12 protein-coding genes and 4 pseudogenes are annotated in these 16,631 nt (G+C 69.1%); 12 read left to right on the plus strand and 4 right to left on the minus strand.

Features of this window, described 5'->3' with window-relative positions; translation table 11 throughout:
• Nucleotides 1-92: 92 nt before the first annotated feature.
• Both CC117_RS33655 and CC117_RS38400 read right to left on the minus strand, forming a co-directional pair.
• Nucleotides 93-359 (minus strand): annotated as a pseudogene (locus tag CC117_RS33655) (IS6 family transposase); the annotation flags it as partial.
• Nucleotides 360-564: 205 nt separating this feature from the next.
• Nucleotides 565-726 carry a hypothetical protein gene (locus tag CC117_RS38400; protein WP_198542088.1) on the minus strand — a complete coding sequence of 54 codons (162 nt, stop codon included), beginning with the start codon at nt 724-726 and terminating at the stop codon, nt 565-567.
• On the opposite strand from CC117_RS38400, the gene CC117_RS33660 reads away from it, so the two are divergent.
• Together CC117_RS33660 and CC117_RS33665 are read left to right on the plus strand one after the other, a co-directional pair.
• Nucleotides 646-1,725, plus strand: a complete 1,080-nt coding sequence (locus tag CC117_RS33660; protein WP_071092461.1) for an IS110 family RNA-guided transposase — start codon at nt 646-648, stop codon at nt 1,723-1,725. The two genes, CC117_RS38400 and CC117_RS33660, sit on opposite strands and share 81 nt — an antisense overlap.
• A gap of 287 nt (nt 1,726-2,012) precedes the next feature.
• A complete protein-coding gene (locus CC117_RS33665; RefSeq protein ID WP_071092442.1) occupies nt 2,013-3,374 on the plus strand; it encodes an alpha/beta hydrolase in 1,362 nt (453 codons plus the stop codon).
• Nucleotides 3,375-3,933: 559 nt separating this feature from the next.
• Here CC117_RS33665 and CC117_RS33670 read toward each other — a convergent pair.
• Entirely contained in the window at nt 3,934-4,848 is a 915-nt protein-coding gene (locus CC117_RS33670; protein WP_071092443.1) for a LysR family transcriptional regulator, read from the minus strand.
• 116 nt (nt 4,849-4,964) lie between these two features.
• Here CC117_RS33670 and CC117_RS33675 point away from each other — a divergent pair, with 116 nt between their 5' ends.
• Nucleotides 4,965-6,284 carry an MFS transporter gene (locus tag CC117_RS33675; RefSeq protein WP_071092444.1) on the plus strand — a complete coding sequence of 440 codons (1,320 nt, stop codon included), beginning with the start codon at nt 4,965-4,967 and terminating at the stop codon, nt 6,282-6,284.
• Between the two features lie 79 nt (nt 6,285-6,363).
• Here the strand turns inward: CC117_RS33675 and CC117_RS33680 are convergent.
• A pseudogene (locus tag CC117_RS33680) lies at nt 6,364-7,560 on the minus strand (IS110 family RNA-guided transposase); the annotation flags it as partial.
• Between the two features lie 255 nt (nt 7,561-7,815).
• Between CC117_RS33680 and CC117_RS33685 the strand changes: the two are divergent.
• From CC117_RS33685 to CC117_RS33725, 9 genes and pseudogenes are all read left to right on the plus strand, one after another.
• Nucleotides 7,816-8,778, plus strand: coding sequence for an MBL fold metallo-hydrolase (locus CC117_RS33685; protein ID WP_071092445.1), 963 nt, complete (start codon nt 7,816-7,818; stop codon nt 8,776-8,778).
• The gene (locus tag CC117_RS33690; protein ID WP_071092446.1) at nt 8,775-10,403 is read left to right on the plus strand and encodes an FAD-dependent monooxygenase; all 1,629 of its coding nucleotides are present in this window, start codon (nt 8,775-8,777) and stop codon (nt 10,401-10,403) included. The genes CC117_RS33685 and CC117_RS33690 overlap by 4 nt, the downstream gene beginning before the upstream one ends.
• 35 nt (nt 10,404-10,438) lie before the next feature.
• A complete protein-coding gene (locus CC117_RS33695; RefSeq protein ID WP_071092456.1) occupies nt 10,439-11,653 on the plus strand; it encodes a homogentisate 1,2-dioxygenase in 1,215 nt (404 codons plus the stop codon).
• Nucleotides 11,650-12,504: a hypothetical protein gene (locus tag CC117_RS33700; protein ID WP_071092466.1), complete on the plus strand. Its 855-nt coding sequence runs from the start codon at nt 11,650-11,652 to the stop codon at nt 12,502-12,504. Before CC117_RS33695 ends, CC117_RS33700 begins: the two co-directional genes overlap by 4 nt.
• On the plus strand, nt 12,501-13,721 hold the full coding sequence (gene fahA / locus CC117_RS33705) for a fumarylacetoacetase (RefSeq protein ID WP_071092457.1): 1,221 nt from the start codon (nt 12,501-12,503) through the stop codon (nt 13,719-13,721). Before CC117_RS33700 ends, fahA begins: the two co-directional genes overlap by 4 nt.
• Nucleotides 13,722-14,486 (plus strand): CoA transferase subunit A, encoded by a 765-nt coding sequence (locus tag CC117_RS33710; RefSeq protein ID WP_071092458.1) that lies wholly within the window; start codon nt 13,722-13,724, stop codon nt 14,484-14,486. It abuts the gene before it with no gap.
• 84 nt (nt 14,487-14,570) lie between these two features.
• Nucleotides 14,571-15,221, plus strand: a complete 651-nt coding sequence (locus CC117_RS33715) for a 3-oxoacid CoA-transferase subunit B (RefSeq protein WP_071092459.1) — start codon at nt 14,571-14,573, stop codon at nt 15,219-15,221.
• A gap of 62 nt (nt 15,222-15,283) precedes the next feature.
• Nucleotides 15,284-15,550, plus strand: a pseudogene (locus CC117_RS33720) (IS6 family transposase); the annotation flags it as partial.
• Between the two features lie 534 nt (nt 15,551-16,084).
• A pseudogene (locus CC117_RS33725) lies at nt 16,085-16,585 on the plus strand (reverse transcriptase/maturase family protein); the annotation flags it as partial.
• Nucleotides 16,586-16,631: the final 46 nt, after the last annotated feature.

Here is a 16,631-nt window from a genome sequence, read left to right on the forward strand (position 1 = left end):
CTACGAAAAGCTAGCCGTCCGCTACCAGGCAACGGTCACCATCGCTGCCATCAACATCTGGCTCCGCTAACGATCTTTTGAAACAGTCCCTAGGTCTCGTCGACGAACCACCTGTCTCCAGAACGGTGCCGACACGGCCTCGCGGCGTCGACCAGCAAGGGCGTGAAGCGTTGGACCCACCGGCACACAGTCACGTGATCAACGTCGATGCCGCGCTCAGCGAGCAGCTCCTCGACGTCCCGGTACGACAGCGCGAACCGCAGGTACCAGCGGACYGCCAGCACGATCACCTCGGGTGGGAACCGGAACCCGGCGAACTCTGACGTCGGAGCCGGTGGACGGACACGACGTCGGCGCATCGTTCGATCATGACTGATCGGCAGCCGCGTGACGGCGGACTTCGCCGATGCAACTGTGAGTTCATGGTTCGGCCTCGGGCGGTGGCCTGACCCGCGATGCAACTGGCGTGATGCCTTCGCACTGACCTRTCAGCCGCCGTCTGGTGGTGTGTCGACCGGACCGGTGGGCGTGTCCCGACAGGGGCCTTGCCGCTACAAGGCACCGTCACAGTTCTGACCGCCCTGCCGGCCCGGCGACGGCTTCCCGTTCCCGAGCCGAGCAGGAGACGAACAGCCCGTGGTCAGGATGCGTCAGTCTGAGAACCCAGACCAGCCCACCGCTGGTGGTGAGGTCGTTCTCGGCGTTGACACCCACAAGGATGTCCACGTGGCAGCGGTCCTCACGCCGGTCGGGGCGCTGCTGGGCAGCGCGACCTTTCCGACGACCGCTGACGGCTATGCACAGCTGCTGGCCTGGGCACGTGGGTACGGGACCGTGTGTCGAGCTGGAGTCGAGGGCACCGGCTCCTACGGCGCGGCCCTGACCCGACATCTGCTTGCGGCCGGTGTCACCGTGGCCGAGGTCAACCGGCCCGACCGCGCCGCTCGCCGGCGCCGAGGCAAGACCGACGCGCTGGATGCCGAAGCGGCCGCCCGTGCCGTCCTCGCCGGCCAGGCCACCGCGACCGCGAAGACCGGCGACGGACCGGTGGAGATGGCCCGGATGTTCCGGCTGGCCAAGACCTCCGCGGTCAAGGCACGCACCCAGGCGATCAACCAGCTCAAAGCAGTCCTGGTCCGCACCGAACCTGGCCTGCGGGAATCCCTCGCCGGGCTGGGCCGCACCACACTCGTGCGTCGATGCGCCGCGCTCGACGAGGTCGAGCCGACCGACACAGCCACGGCCGCGCGCTATACGCTGCGCCAGCTCGCGACCCGGATCGTGGCGCTCACCGCCGAGATCGACGACCTTAACCGCCGGTTGGCCGCCGTGCTCAACCGCCACGCACCCGCCCTGCTCGCCAAGGTCGGCGTCGGACCGGACACCGCCGCGGCGCTGCTCATCGTCGCCGGCGACAACCCGCGACGGCTGACCAGCGACCGATCCTTCGCGGCTCTGTGCGGGGTGAGCCCGATCGAGGCCTCGTCCGGGAAGACCCGCCGACACCGCCTCAATCGCGGCGGCGACCGCCAGGCCAACGCAGCCCTGCACCGCATCGTCATCACCCGACTGCGCTGCGACCCCCGCACCCGCGCCTACCAGCAACGACGCCTCGCCGAAGGCAAAACCCCACGCGAAATCGTCCGCTGCCTCAAGCGCTACATCGCCCGCGAGATCTACAACGCCATCCCGCACACCAGCCCACCGGCCACCGCGGCTACTTGACAACACAGGGGCGTCAGTGCCGTGAGAGACAAACGGGACTCATCGAATTTTCTTATGAAGATCAGAGGTTAACTGTTCTTTCCTGGGACATGTGACTGCGACCATAGTGGGTAGGAGTTCGGGAAACACCCATGAGCGCCACGCACTTGGCGCCGTCGCAGCGGTTCTCAGCGCTCGCGGTCCGGCTGATCAAGCTGTGTGATGGCGGTGCCCGACTGCACCGATGCCCTCAAAATACCCGCGCTGTCGACCGACGGCATCTTCGAAGAAGAGGCAGATCCAACAACATGCGCTACAAGAAGACACTCACCGCGGCGGGCACCGCAGCCCTGACACTCACCGTACTGACCGGCGGCGGCGCTGCCGCGGACGTGGACACCCGCGCCCGCACCATTACCGGTGCGCTCACCGACGGGTCGGACTACCTCATCGAGGTGCCCTCGGACTGGAACGGTACCCTCTTACTCTACTCCCACGGTTACACTTCCAGGCCGGACAACCCCGCGCAGGATGTCAGTAACGAGGAGGTCGGTAAGGCGCTTCTCGCGGACGGGTACGCCCTCGCGGGGTCTTCCTTTCCCGGCCCCGGGTGGCAGACCCCGGCCGCGCTGGGTTCCCAGATCGCAACGATCGACCAGTTCGCCGAACAGGTTGGTGCGCCGCGGAGGGTGATCGCCTGGGGTCATTCCATGGGCGGGGAGATCACGACGCTCCTGGCTGAGCGGGCCGGGGACCGGATCGACGGCGCGGTCGCCATGTGCCCCGACACTGCCGGCGTCGTGCCGTGGTTCAACTCCTATCTTGATGGCGCGTTCACCATGCGGGCTCTCCTCGATCCCGACGGGACCGTCCCCCTCGTCGGCGCAGAGGACCCGGCCGCCGCAGCCGATTACTGGGCGGCGCTAGCGCGGACCGCGCAGCAGACCTCGGAGGGCCGGGCCCGGCTCGCGCTCGCGGCGTCGTTCGCGACCTTGCCGCCGTGGTCGGATCTGGGGACGGACGAGCCGGGCCGACACGACTACGAAGCGCAGCAGATCAATCAGTTCCACTCGTTTGTCAGCGTGTTCGCAGGGTTCCAGACGCTGGTTCGCGCCGACATGGAGGCAGCCGCGGGTGGCCCGTTCTCGTGGAACATCGGGGTGAACTATCGGGAGCTGTACGCCGATCTCGGCAGCGGTCCAAAGGCGGAGGTCGCCGCTTTATACCGGGAAGCTGGACTCGATCTGGGGGACGACCTGGACGCGCTCGAGTCCGCGCCGAGGGTCGCGCCCTCGGACCCGCAGGCGATCGACGCCATGAACGCTTACGCCCCGACTGGGGAGCTGCAGGTGCCGTTGCTGACGGTGCACACGACCGGCGATAACCTCGTCTTCCCGAACCTGGAGGCGGCGTACGCGGACCGGGTGCGAGCCAACCACGAGGGTGCGCTGCTCCGGCAGACGTATACCGCCGCCCCGGGGCACTGCAACTTCACCACGAGTGAGCAGATCGCCGCGATCGAGACCATGGATCGGCGCCTGAGCGCCGGGGTCTGGCCGAGCACTAGCCCTGCGGCAATGACAGAGCGCGCGGCTGAAACTGGCACCGACACCTCGAACTATCTGCATTACCGGGCCAGTGACATGCCGCGGCCCGAGCTGCGCCCCTAGCCGTATCGGCTCGGCGAGGAATCCTCTTTGAATCTGTTGCGCCGCAACCTGTCTCAAGAGAGGGCTCCTCGTCAGCCGTTGATGATCGTAACGAAGGCTGCTGCGGACAGGCGCYAAGCAGGCGATGTCCTTCCTCCAGCTGTCCACCTTCACACCCACCCAACCGCGCAGCCGTTTCGCTCGACCCCGCATGGAGGAAAGCGGGCGATGTCCTAGAAGGAGGCGTGCGTCCGTCGTGCGAATGCGATTCGCTTCAAGCGGTGGACGGTCGGGCGCCTGAACTGCGGTTCAAACCGTGTCGGCTCTCGGAGATCACCAGCTCCTGCTGTTCGTCGACGCGCCGGCCGCGGGCGAGACTGTGTACCGCGAGGTCGAGCGGCTGGTGCTGCGGCACGGAGGATGTCGGGCAGGTCCTCCTATCCAATTGGGAGGTGGACCGCCACTGTGGAGGTCTGCCCGACGTCCCCTTGGTGCAGGTGCATGTTATGGACATGGAGCTCGGGGCTTCAGGAGTTGGGGCCCTCTCGTTGAAAACGGCGGTGCTGGTGCGTAGCGCGGCTCAGTCTTGCGCCGTGTCTGACGGCCTTTGGCGGCAGTAATCGACGAACGCCTGGGCGCGCCGATTTAGGCTCATGCCCTTGGGCCACGCTACGAGGATCCGGTACTCGTCGACGGGTTCGGCGATCTCCTTGATGATGACCTGGTGGCCCTCGTACGTGCGGTCGTTCGCGGGCCTTTGGACGAGCAAGGCGTAGCCCATGCCGTGACCCACCAGGGCTCGGGTGAGCTCGAAGGTCTTCGGTCGATAGCGAACGTTTGGGGTGACGTCGAAGCGTTCGAAGATCCTGAGGGTGTTGTGCGAGCTGGGTGGTGCGTCCAGGAGGATCATCGGCTCCTCGGCGAGGTCGGCGAGCGAGACGGCGTCGGCGTCGGCGAGACGGTGGTCGGCCGGGAGCAGGATGTGGGGCCGGCGGGTCTCGATGACGGCCCGCGCCATCTCGGGCATGACCTCCATGTCGTAGAGAATGGCCAGGTCGAGCTCGCCGCCGAGCAGTCGCCGCTGGAGCACGTCCTGGGTGCCCTCGGTGAAGTCAATGGTGACACCGGGGTAAAGGTCGGTGAAGCCCTCCAGTAGCGAGGGGAGTGCGGTCGGCGCCAGCGTGACATAGCAGCCGAGGGACAGTGTTCCGGTCAGGGCGTCGCCGCCGGACGCGACGCTCTTGAGGTCCTCGGCTCGCCRCAACAGGTCGCGGGCGTAGCGGAGCACCTGTGCCCCTGAAGGCGTAAGGGTGACTCCGTGCGCCTTCCGACGGACCGCAAGCTGCACGTCGAGAGCCCGCTCAAGGTCGGTCAGCGCGGCGGACAGGCTGGGCTGTGAGACGTGCAGCCGCTCGGCGGCCTTGCTGAGCGTGCCGGCGTCGGCGATCGCGACGAAGTACGCGAGTTGGCGGAGAGAAAAACGGACGGGAATCATCAGTAAATCCTATATAGTTCCTAGGATTCCTGTCCTTTTCTAACATAGGTGATGGCTGTCACATTGATCCGGAAGCCGATCCCACCGGACTCGAACCAGAACCCCTGGAGCCACCCATGACATCGATTCCCTCCGCGGCCTCGACCGCCGTGCCGACCGGAGCCACCCGCCGGGCGAGCCCGCTCAAGGTGGCCACGGCCAGCTTCGTCGGCACCGCGATCGAGTGGTACGACTACTTCATCTACGGGATGGCCGCCGCCGTCGCGTTCGGCCCGCTCTTCTTCCCGACGTTCTCGCCGGGCGCGGGCACCTTGGCTGCCTTCGCGACGTATTCGGTCGGGTTCCTGGCACGTCCGCTCGGYGGTGTGGTGATGGGTCACTTCGGAGACCGGGTGGGTCGCAAGTCGATGCTGGTCACCTCCCTTGTCCTGATGGGTGTCGCCACCGCCGGCGTCGGCCTGCTGCCGACGTACGACGCGATCGGTGTGTGGGCCCCGGTCCTGCTGGTCACCCTGCGGTTCATCCAGGGCATCGGCGTCGGCGGCGAATGGGGCGGCGCCGTGCTGATGGCCGTCGAGCACGCCCCGGCCGACAAGCGGGGCTTATACGGCAGTTTTCCGCAGATGGGCGTCCCCGGTGGCCTGATCCTGGCCAACCTGGTCTTCCTCACCCTCTCGGCCACCACCAGCGACGCGGCCTTCGCCGCCTGGGGCTGGCGCGTGCCCTTCCTGGCCAGCGCCCTGCTCGTCGTCATTGGCCTGGTGATCCGGTTCAGCATCACCGAGAGCCCCGAGTTCGAGCAGGTCAAGGAGTCCGGCGATGAGGCCCGGATGCCGATCGTCACGGTGCTCAAGGAGCACCCCCGCCAGGTCCTGCTGGCCGCCGGCGGCTTCATGGGTAACAACACCGTGGGCTACATCTTCATGGCTTACCTGCTCGGCTACGGCACCACCATCCTGGGGCTCGAGCGCAGCCTGATGCTCACCCTCACGCTGGTGGGAGCGGTGGCCTGGCTGGCTGTCATCCCGTGGGCGGCTGCGCTCTCCGACCGCCATGGCCGGCACCGCGTGCTGCTGCTCGGCTCCGCCGGCCTGGCCGGCTGGATGGCCGCGCTGTTCCCGCTGGTCGACACCGCCAGCCCGGCGCTGATCCTCGTCGGCATCCTTGGAACCGCGTTCTTCCTCGGCGTTACCTACGGCCCGATCGCCGCGCTCTTCTCCGACCTGTTCAAGGCCAAGGTCCGCTACAGCGGCGCCTCCCTCGGCTACCAGATCGGCTCCGTCCTCGGCGGCGGACTCGCCCCGACGCTCGCCACGGCGCTGTACGCCGCCGGCGACTCCTCCGCCCCGGTGACGGCATACCTCGTCGTCGTCTCCCTGGTCAGCCTCGGCTGTCTCGCCGTCGTGGCCCGCGACGCCCGGACCCACGAGTCCTGAACCGACCGCCCGACCCGATCCCCCTTCCGTCCCGAAAGACATCCCAGGAGCTGAAGTGTGGAGCAGCGATCTTCTCGACGCGTGGCGGCCAGGCGGTCGCCTCGTCGTAGAGGGCGCCGGTCTTGAGGCAGCCGTGCAGGATGCCGACGAGGCGGTTGGCGAGCTGGCGCAGGGCGGCGTTGTGGCTGGCTCCGCGTTCTCGCTGCCGGTCGTAGTAAGCACGGGCGCCGGGCGACCACCGCAGGCTGGTGAAGGCCTGGGTCATGAGGGCGTCGATGAGCCGGTCGTTGTGGACGTGCCGGGTAGCGACGGTCTTCTTCCTGCCGGAGGCGCGGATGATCGGCGAGGTGCCGGTGTAGTTCTTGCGGGCCTTGGCGGTGGCGTAGCGGTCGGGGTCGTCACCGAACTCCGCGAGCACCCGGGCGCCGAGGACGGGTCCCAGCCCTGGCTGGGACCCGACGACCTCAGCGGCCGGGCGTCGGCCAAAATGTTCCTCCACCTGTCCCTGCAGGGACTTGGCCTGGTCGTCGAGCACGGTCAGCACCGCGACCAGGGCGCGGACCGAGACGGCGTAGTCGCCGGTGACGACGTCGGGCTGGCCGAGGTGCTCGGCGCGCAGCGCGGCCTGGATCGCGGCGGCCTTCGCGGGGATGTCGCGGCGGCGGGCGCGGCGCAGGGCGGCGCTGATCTGGGTCAGCCGGGCGGCTTCAGCGGGGGTGGGGGCCTTGGCCAGCAGTTCCAGGGTGTCGGCGGCGTCGAGGTCCTCGAACGCGACCAGCGCGGCGGGGAAGTGGTCGCGCAGCGCGTGTCGCAGCCGCTGGGTATGACGGGTGCATTCCCAGATCAACGTCTTGTGGGTGCGGGTCACGACCTTGACCGCCTCGACGGTGGCGGTGTCGCCGGCCACTGGCCGCAGCTGGTGGGCGTCGGTGCGGACCATGTCCGCGAGCACGTGCGCGTCGCCGACGTCGCTCTTGGCCCCGGACACGGTGTGCCGCGCCCGGTAGTGCGACGTCTGCAGAGGGTTGATCGCGAACACGGTGTAGCCAGCGGCGACCAGCGCCGCCACCCACGGCCCGCGGTCGGTCTCGATCCCGACGAGCACCTCGACGTCGTCGGGGTTGTCACCGGCATGCTCGCCGACCAGCGCGTCCGGCCGGGTCATGCCGGTCACTCCCTCGGGCAGCAGGGCTTTCGCCAGCCGCCGTCCGGAGGCATCCATCACCTCCACGTCGTGATGATCCTCGGCCCAGTCATCTCCCACGAACAGCCGCAACGTCCCTCCCGCGCCTCGTGCCGATCACCATGAGCAGCCTGCGGGAGAACCATCAGCGACCTAATGAACACAGTGCTCACGCCGCAAGCGGCGGGCACGACATCCCATCAGCGATCAACTCTCCCGGCCTGACCGGCAGGGGCACGGTCTTTCGTCAGGATTCGAGGTCCGGGACGAACGAGTGTTCACCTGCCGGCGGCCACCGCCCGGAGTCTGCCGGATGGCTGGCTCCCAGAACTCATTAGGACCACCGCCATGGCTGCCAAGCCCTTCGCCTCCTCCACCGACGTGGGTGAGAAGACCGAGACCCTCGAGGTCCTCGCCGACGGAGTCTACGCCCTGACCGCCGAGGGCGACCCCAACGTCGGCGCCATCGAGGGCGAGGACTTCCTCGTCGCCTTCGAGGCCCGCGCCACTCCCGTCGCTGCGCGCGACTGGCTGGACAAGCTGCGCGAGCACACCGACAAGCCGGTCAAGTACCTGGTGCTCTCGCACTACCACGCCGTCCGGGTCTTGGGAGCCTCGGCGTTCGACGCCGAGGTGATCATCGCCCACGACAACACCAGGAAGCTGATCAAGGAGCGCGGCAAGCAGGACTGGGACAGCGAGTTCGGCCGCATGCCACGGCTGTTCCGTGAGCCCGACACGATCCCGGGTCTGACCTGGCCGGAGGTCACCTTCAGCGACTCGATGACGATCGACCTGGGCGGGGACCGCGGCGAGCTGGTGTTGCAGTACTGCGGCCGCGGCCACACCGCCGGCGACATCGTCGCCTGGCTGCCGCGCCAGAAGGTGCTCTTCGCCGGCGACCTGGTCGAGGCCGAAGCCGCGCTCTACACCGGCGACGCCTTCCACACCGACTGGTCGACCGGCACCCTGGACCGGGTGAAGGCCTTCGGCGCCGAGGCGCTGGTCGGCGGCCGCGGCGCGGTCCCGCGAGGCCGCGAGGCGGTCGACGCCGCGATCGAGCAGACCCGCTCCTTCCTGCTCGTCATGCGCGAGAAGGTCGGTGCCGTGCACGCTCGAGGCGGAAGTCTCAAGGAAGCATTCGAGGCCACCCACGAGGCGCTCGCCCCCAAGTTCGGCGCCTGGCCGATCTTCGAGCACTGCCTTCCCTTCGACGTCCAGCGCGTCTGGGACGAGCTGGACGGCATCGACTGGCCACGCATCTGGACCGCCGAGCGCGACCGCGAGGTCTGGGACGAGCTGCAGGGATGAGTCCGATGAGCCTGCCCGGCTACACCGGCCTTCCGGTCGCCGTCATCGGCAACGGCCCGGTCGGCCAGACCACCGCTCTGCTGCTGGCCCGCTGGGGCATCCCGGTCGTCCTGCTCGACGCCCGCCCCGAGCGCGACGCAGTGGGGTCCAAGGCGATCTGCCAGCAGCGCGACGTGCTCGACATCTGGGCCAGCGTCGGTGCCGGCCGGATCGCCGAGGACGGCCTGACCTGGACCACCGCCCGCACCTTCTACCGCGACCAGGAGCTCTTCCACTGGTCCTTCGTCGACCGCGGTCACTCGCCGCTGCCGGCTTTCGTCAACGTCTCCCAGTGCCACTCCGAACAGGTGCTGGACGAGCAGATCGCCACCCAGTCACTCATCGAGGTCCGCTGGGGCTGTGAGGTGGTCGGCATCGAGCAGACCGAGGAGGAGGTCACGCTGACGTGCGCCACGCCCGCAGGCGAGACACAGGTGCGGGCAGCGTACGCCGTCGCCTCCGCGGGCGCGCGAGGCGACCGCGTCCGCCAGTTGCTTGGGGTGACCTTCGACGGCCAGAGCTTCGACGACCGCTTCCTGATCTGCGACATCCGAGCCGACCTACCCGGCTGGGAGACCGAGCGCCGCTTCTACTTCGACCCCGACTGGAATCCGGGCCGGCAGGTACTCATCCACCCCTGCCCCGACTCCACCTTCCGCATCGACTGGCAGGTACCGGCGGAGTTCGACCTCGACGCCGAGGCCGCCGACGGCCGGCTCGACGCCCGGATCCGGCAGATCATCGGCGACCGCCCGTACGAGATCGTGTGGAAGTCGATCTACCGGTTCCACGCCCGCAGCGTCGACCGGATGCGTGTCGGCCGAGTGCTGCTCGCCGGCGACTGCGCCCACCTGGTCGCTCCCTTCGGCGCCCGAGGCCTCAACTCCGGTGTCGCCGACGCCGAGAACGCCGCCTGGAAGCTCGCCTTCGTGCTGCACGGCTGGTCCACCGAGACACTGCTCGACAGCTACGACTCCGAGCGGCTCGCCGCGGCACACGAGAACCTCGAGGTCACCAGCCACACCATGCGCTTCCTGGTGCCGCAGGACGACGCCGAGTGGGAGGCCCGCCGCCGCCTGCTGGAGGAGGCCGTCGGAGCTCCCGACGCCCAGGCGCGCGTCGACAGCGGCCGGTTCGCCGAGCCCTTCTGGTACGTCGACTCACCGCTGACCACCGCCGACCCGGGGCGCCGCTTCGCCGGCCGGCCGCCACGCGGTGAGATGCCCGTGGCGGTCCCCGGCGTGCTCGTTCCCGACGCCCCGATCACGGTGACGGTCCGCCCCGACGTGATGCGGCTGCGCCAGCTGGTCCGCGACGGGCTGCTGGCACTGACCACCGACGGAGTCGACGCCCACGAGACCGCCGTCGTACTCAAGGAGGCCACCGACGCCCCCACCCGGGTACTGCGCCTGGCCGACATCGACCCGGGCGGCACTCTCACAGCCGCGCTCGGCGCCCGGCCGGGGGAGACCTGGCTGGTCCGCCCAGACGGCCATGTCGCCGCCGTGATCACCTCCGCCACCACGTCCGACAGGGCCGCCGACCTGGCAGAGGCCGCCGAGCGGGCGCTCTGCGTCGCCCGCTGAGGTCGAGGCCCAGACCATCCGAGGAGGAGATCCACATGCCGTTCTACCGTTCCGCGGGGTTCGTCCCGCCCAAGCGGCACACCCAGCACCGTGCCTCCGACGGGTCGCTGTACTACGAGGAGCTGATGGGGGAGGAGGGGTTCTCGTCCGACTCCTCGCTGCTCTACCACCGGCACATCCCCTCGGCGATCAGCGAGTACCGGGTATGGGAGCTGCCCGACCAGTCCACGCTGCCCAACCACCCACTGATCCCGATCCACCTCTTCACGCACAAGCTGTTCGAGGAGGGCGCGAGCGGGGTCGACGCGGTGACCGGGCGCCGGCTGCTGCTGGGCAACGCCGACGTGCGGCTTTCGTACGTGGTGGCCGACGCTGTGTCGCCGTACTACCGCAACACCATCGGTGACGAGTGCCTTTACCTGGAGGCGGGGGAGGCGGTCGTGGAGACCGTGTTCGGCGACCTCGAGGTCGGCGAGGGCGACTACGCCGTCATCCCACGCGCGACGACCCACAGGGTGGTCCCGAAGGGCACCGTGCGGATCTATGTGATCGAGGCGAACTCCCACATCACCCCGCCGAGGCGGTACCTCTCGCGGTTCGGGCAACTGTTGGAGCACGCGCCGTACTGCGAGYGGGACCTGCGGGGGCCGTCGGAGCCCCGGGTGGTGGAGGAGGAGAACGTCGAGGTCTACCTCAAGCACCGGGGGCCCGGTCCGGGCGGGATCGCGGGCACGGTGCACGTGCTGCCGCACCACCCCTTCGACGTGGTGGGCTGGGACGGCTGCCTCTACCCGTTCGGGTTCAGCGTGCACGACTACATGCCGATCACGGGCAAGGTGCACCAGCCGCCGCCGGCGCACCAGGTCTTCGAGGGGCACAACTTCGTGATCTGCAACTTCGTGCCGCGCAAGGTCGACTACCACCCGCTGTCGATCCCGGTGCCGTACTACCACTCCAACGTCGACAGCGACGAGGTGATGTTCTACTGCGGCGGGGACTACGAGGCGCGCAAGGGCTCCGGTATCGGGCAGGGGTCGATCAGCCTGCACCCGGGTGGGCATCCGCACGGGCCCCAGCCGGGCGCCTACGCGCGCAGCATCGGGGCGGAGTTCTTCGACGAGCTCGCCGTCATGGTCGACACCTTCCGGCCGCTGGAGCTGGGCGAGGCCGCCCGGGCCTCCGACGACGGGGTCTACGCCTACTCCTGGGCGTGCGGCGACCGCGGCGAGACCGGAGCGACCGGCGGATGACCAGCCCGGAGATGAGCCTGTTCACCGGCCTGCTGGACGACGCCGCCGTCTTTCCACCCGGGAACCTGCCGCTGGCCGAGGCGGTGCCGGCACACATCCGTCACGTCTGCTCAGCCCATGCCGGGCTCGTCGGAGCTCTGGTGCTGGCGGCCAAGGACCTCGACGCGCTGGCGCCGCTGGTGGCCGGTCGTGCGCCCGGATCACTCGCCCTGTCGCTGACCGCACCGCYGCCCGCGGTCGGCGGTGCGGTCGCGACCGCAGAGGCGATCCCGGCTGTGCACCTGGTCAGCCTCGAGGCGGCGCTGACCGCCGAGACGAAGCCGGAGGACGTCGTACCCACCCTCGACGAGGCTCTCGCGGGGCGCACCTCAGTGACGGTCTTCGTCGAGGTGCCCCGTGACAGTCGGCGCGACGCGGTGCTGGCCGCCCTGTCGGGCACGCGTTTCCTGGCGAAGTTCCGCACTGGTGGCGTCCGGGCGGAGCTCTACCCCGACGAGAAGGAGCTCGCCGGCGCCGTCCTGGCGGCGGTGCGGGCGGGGGTGCCGTTCAAGGCCACGGCCGGGCTGCACCACGCCCTGCGCAATACCGACCCCGAGACCGGGTTCGAGCAGCATGGGTTCCTCAACCTGCTCGCCGCCACCGCAGCCGCCCTCGACGGCGCCGACGAGACGGAGCTCGTCGAGATCCTGGCCGACCGCGACGGCGCCCGCGTGACCCAGTGGGTCCGTGTCCTCTCCACTCGGGTGCGGGAGGCGTTCCGCTCCTTCGGCACCTGCTCCATCACTGAACCGGTCGAGGAGCTCGCCGACCTCGGCCTGCTCGACCCCGACCTCACGAAGGGCCTGTCATGAACGAGCAGACGATCACGCTGACCGTGGACGAGGACGACCTGTTTGGGCTGCACAACCTGCCGTACGGCGTCTACTCCGTGCCCGGCCGGGATCCGCGGGTCGGGGTGCGGTACGGCGACCACGTGGTCGACCTCGCGCTCCTGCTCGACGACCCGGTGTTCGCGCGGCCGTCGCTGAACGCCTTCATGRCCCAGGGCCCCCAGCGATGGGTCGAGGTGCGCGCGGCGATCAGCGAGGCGCTGCGGGCCGAGGTGCCGACGGCGGCGGTGCACCACCTGGGCGCGGTGTCGCTGCACCTGCCGTTCGAGGTGGCCGACTACGTCGACTTCTACGCCTCCGAGCATCACGCGGCGAACCTGGGCCGGCTGTTCCGGCCCGACAGCCCCGACCCGCTGACGCCGAACTGGCGGCACCTGCCGATCGGCTACCACGGCCGCTCGGCCTCGATCGTGGTGTCGGGCACCGACGTCGTCCGCCCGGCCGGTCAGCGCAAGGGCCCGCGTGACCCGTTGCCCGTGTTCGGCCCGTCGACCCGGCTTGACATCGAGGCCGAGCTGGGCTTCGTGGTCGGGGTCGGCAACCCGATGGGGGAGCCCATCGCGGTGGCGGAGGCCGAGGAGCACCTGTTCGGGGTGGTGCTGTTCAACGACTGGTCCGCGCGCGACATCCAGGCCTGGGAGTACGTCCCGTTGGGGCCGAACCTCGGCAAGTCGTTCGCCTCCACGATCTCCCCGTGGGTGGTGCCGATGCTGGCGCTGGAGGGGGCGCGGGTGGACACGCCGGTCCAGGAGCCGGCCGTGCTGCCCTACCTCGCGCTCGACCGGCCGTGGGGCCTGAACGTCGACCTGGAGGTGGAGTGGAACGGACAGGTGGTCTCCCGGCCGCCGTACTCGGCGATGTACTGGTCCCCGGCCCAGATGCTGGCCCACCTCACGGTCAACGGGGCACCCACCCGGACCGGTGACCTGTTCGCCTCCGGCACGATCTCCGGGCCGGCCCGCGACCAGCGGGGGGCGTTCATCGAGCTGACCTGGAACGGCGCGGAGCCGGTCGAGGTCAACGGCCAGGCCCGCACCTTCCTCGAGGACGGCGACGAGGTCGTGCTGCGCGCGAGCGCCCCGGCGGCCGACGGCCGGCGGCTCGGATTCGGCGAGGCCCGCGGCCGCATCCTCGCCTCCAAGCAGCCCCTTTCCGACACGGGGCCTGAGGGGGTCTGAGTGGACAAGGTGATCGGGTCGGCCGCTGAGGCGGTGGCCGACATCCCCGACGGTGCGACGCTGTCGGTGGGCGGGTTCGGGTTGTGCGGGATCCCGTCGGCGCTGATCCAGGCCCTGCTCGAGGGCGGCACCAAGGACCTGGAGGTGGTCTCCAACAACGCCGGCGTGGACGACTGGGGCCTGGGGCTGCTGCTCGGCGCCGGCCGGCTGCGCCGGGTGGTGGCCTCCTACGTGGGTGAGAACAAGGAGTTCGCCCGGCAGTACCTCGCCGGGGAGCTGGAGGTCGAGCTGACCCCGCAGGGCACCCTGGCCGAGCGGCTGCGCGCCGGTGGCTCCGGCATCCCGGCGTTCTTCACCGCCACCGGGGTCGGCACCCAGGTCGCCGACGGCGGGCTGCCGTGGAAGTACGACTCCGCCGGCACCGTGGAGAAGACCAGCCCGGCCAAGCAGACCCAGGTCTTCGAGACCGCCGAGGGGCCCAAGGAGTTCGTGCTCGAGCGCGCCATCGTGGCCGACTACGGGCTGGTCCGGGCCTGGAAGGGCGACCGGCACGGCAACTTGGTGTTCAAGGACTCCGCCCGCAACTTCAACCCGCTGGCCGCGATGGCCGGCCGGGTCACCATCGCCGAGGTCGAGCAGCTCCTCGAGCCCGGCGAGATCGACCCCAACCACGTCCACCTGCCCGGGGTGTTCGTGCACCGGGTGGTGCCGCTGACCCCCGAGCAGGCGGCCGAGAAGCGGATCGAGAAGAGGACGACGCGATGACCACCGAGCCCGCGATCGAGCCGCTCACAGTGCAGGAGTTCGTGTCGGCGTTGCTGTCGACGGTGGAGAAGGAGGACAGCGCCGATGGCGTGGACGCGTGAGCAGATGGCCGCCCGCGCGGCCGCGGAGCTGGCCGCCGGCGACTACGTCAACCTCGGCATCGGGCTGCCCACGCTGGTGCCCAACTACGTGCCCGACGACATCGAGCTGGTGCTGCAGTCCGAGAACGGCATCCTCGGGGTGGGTGCCTACCCGACCGAGGACCAGGTCGACCCCGACCTGATCAACGCTGGCAAGGAGACCGTCACGGTGCGCAAGGGCGCCTCATTCTTCGACTCCGCGACCAGCTTCGGGATGATCCGCGGCGGGAAGATCGACGCCGCCATCCTCGGCGCGATGCAGGTCTCGGCCACGGGCGACATCGCCAACTGGATGATCCCCGGCAAGATGGTCAAGGGCATGGGCGGAGCGATGGACCTGGTCCACGGCGCCAAGAAAGTGATCGTGCTGATGGAGCACGTCGCCAAGGACGGCACCCACAAGGTGGTCCGCGAGTGCACCCTGCCCTACACCGGCCGCGGCGTCGTCCAACGCGTCATCACCGACCTGTGCGTCCTCGACGTCACACCCGCAACACACGGCGGCGGCCTCGTCCTGGTCGAGCTCGCCCCCGACGTGACCGTCGAAAAGGTCCGGGAGAAGACCGAGCCAGAGATCCTCGTCCCAGCATGCTGAAGGGCTCTGTTGCATCGGCGGAGTCCGCTGTCCCGCGGCCGTCGATCGGTCATGATCGAGTGATGCGTCGACGTCGCGCCTGTCCACCGGTCCCGACATCGGAGTTCGCGGGGTTTCGGTTCCCACCTGAGGTGATCATCCTCGCTGTCCGCTGGTACCTGCGATACGCCCTGTCCTACCGGGATGTCGAGGAACTGCTCGCCGAACGCGGCCTCGAGGTCGATCACGTCACGGTCTACCGGTGGGTGGCGCGCTTCACGCCTTTGCTGGTTGAGGCGGCTCGTCCGTGTCGGCACCGGCCTGGGGRTAGGTGGTTCGTCGATGAGACGTAGTGCGCCACGAGGCGCTTGGCCGTATCCCCAGCTCAGCTGGGAGGGACTCGGAGGGAGGTTCCTGGGTCTGATGGCTTACCCGAGGCCGAAAGGCCGAAGGGGACAACAGCATGCCAGGAAACCAGCGGCTGTGCCCAGGCGTATGGGGCGACGCGCTGGGGGACCCGCGTGATATGGCGAAGGCTGGATTGCTTGAATCCCAATCTCCAGATGATGCAACGTCCCGTCCGTCGGAAAGACGCCTGACGCCGACGCCGCGCCCTGCACCGGCTTCGTACGTTGGCCGGCGCAACCTCCGGGGTGCGGAGCGATGCCCAGCGAGGGTATTCAAGGAGATGAGTGGGACGCCTACGTCACGCTGCTATGTACGGTCAGGACGAACGTGGGATCACCTAAGGGGCGCGAGCCCTACGGTGACGGAGCACCCGTAGTAGTCGCGGGAGTAACGACCCGCCGGGGAGGACGGGAAAGCCGTCCTCAGGGCGAAGGGGTGCAGGTGATCGGACATCACACTGCCGGGAGGTATGCGAAATGCAGAACGCCGACACGGTGCTGGGTGTCCTCCGTGAGCGCGGCAGGAAAGGGCTGCCGTGTGACGAGTTGTATCGACAGATGTTCAACCCGCAATTGTATCTGCTGGCGTACGGCCGTATCTACTCCAACAAGGGGGCGATGACGGCCGGCGCTACGAAGGAAACCGCGGACGGCATGTCGATGAACGTCATCCAGCGTGTCATCGACGCGATGCGCCACGAGCGCTATCGGTTCAGCCCGGCCCGGCGGGTCCACATCCCGAAGAAATACGGGAAGCTGCGCCCRCTGGGTCTGCCGACCTGGTCGGACAAGCTGGTCGGCGAGGTGGTGCGCCTTCTCCTGGAGGCATAGTATGAGCCGACCTTCTCCGACCGTTCTCACGGGTTTCGTCCCGGCCGGGGGTGCCATACCGCTCTGCGGGAGGTGGCGAATACCTGGACGGGGACGAGCTGGTTCATCGAGGGCGACATCGCCGACTGCTTGGAGCCATCATCACACTGCTCCTTTCGTTGATTGTGGGGGTCAGAAGAGGGGGTCGGTGGAC

Source organism: Parafrankia colletiae, from assembly GCF_001854655.1.
Lineage (GTDB): Bacteria > Actinomycetota > Actinomycetes > Frankiales > Frankiaceae > Parafrankia > Parafrankia colletiae.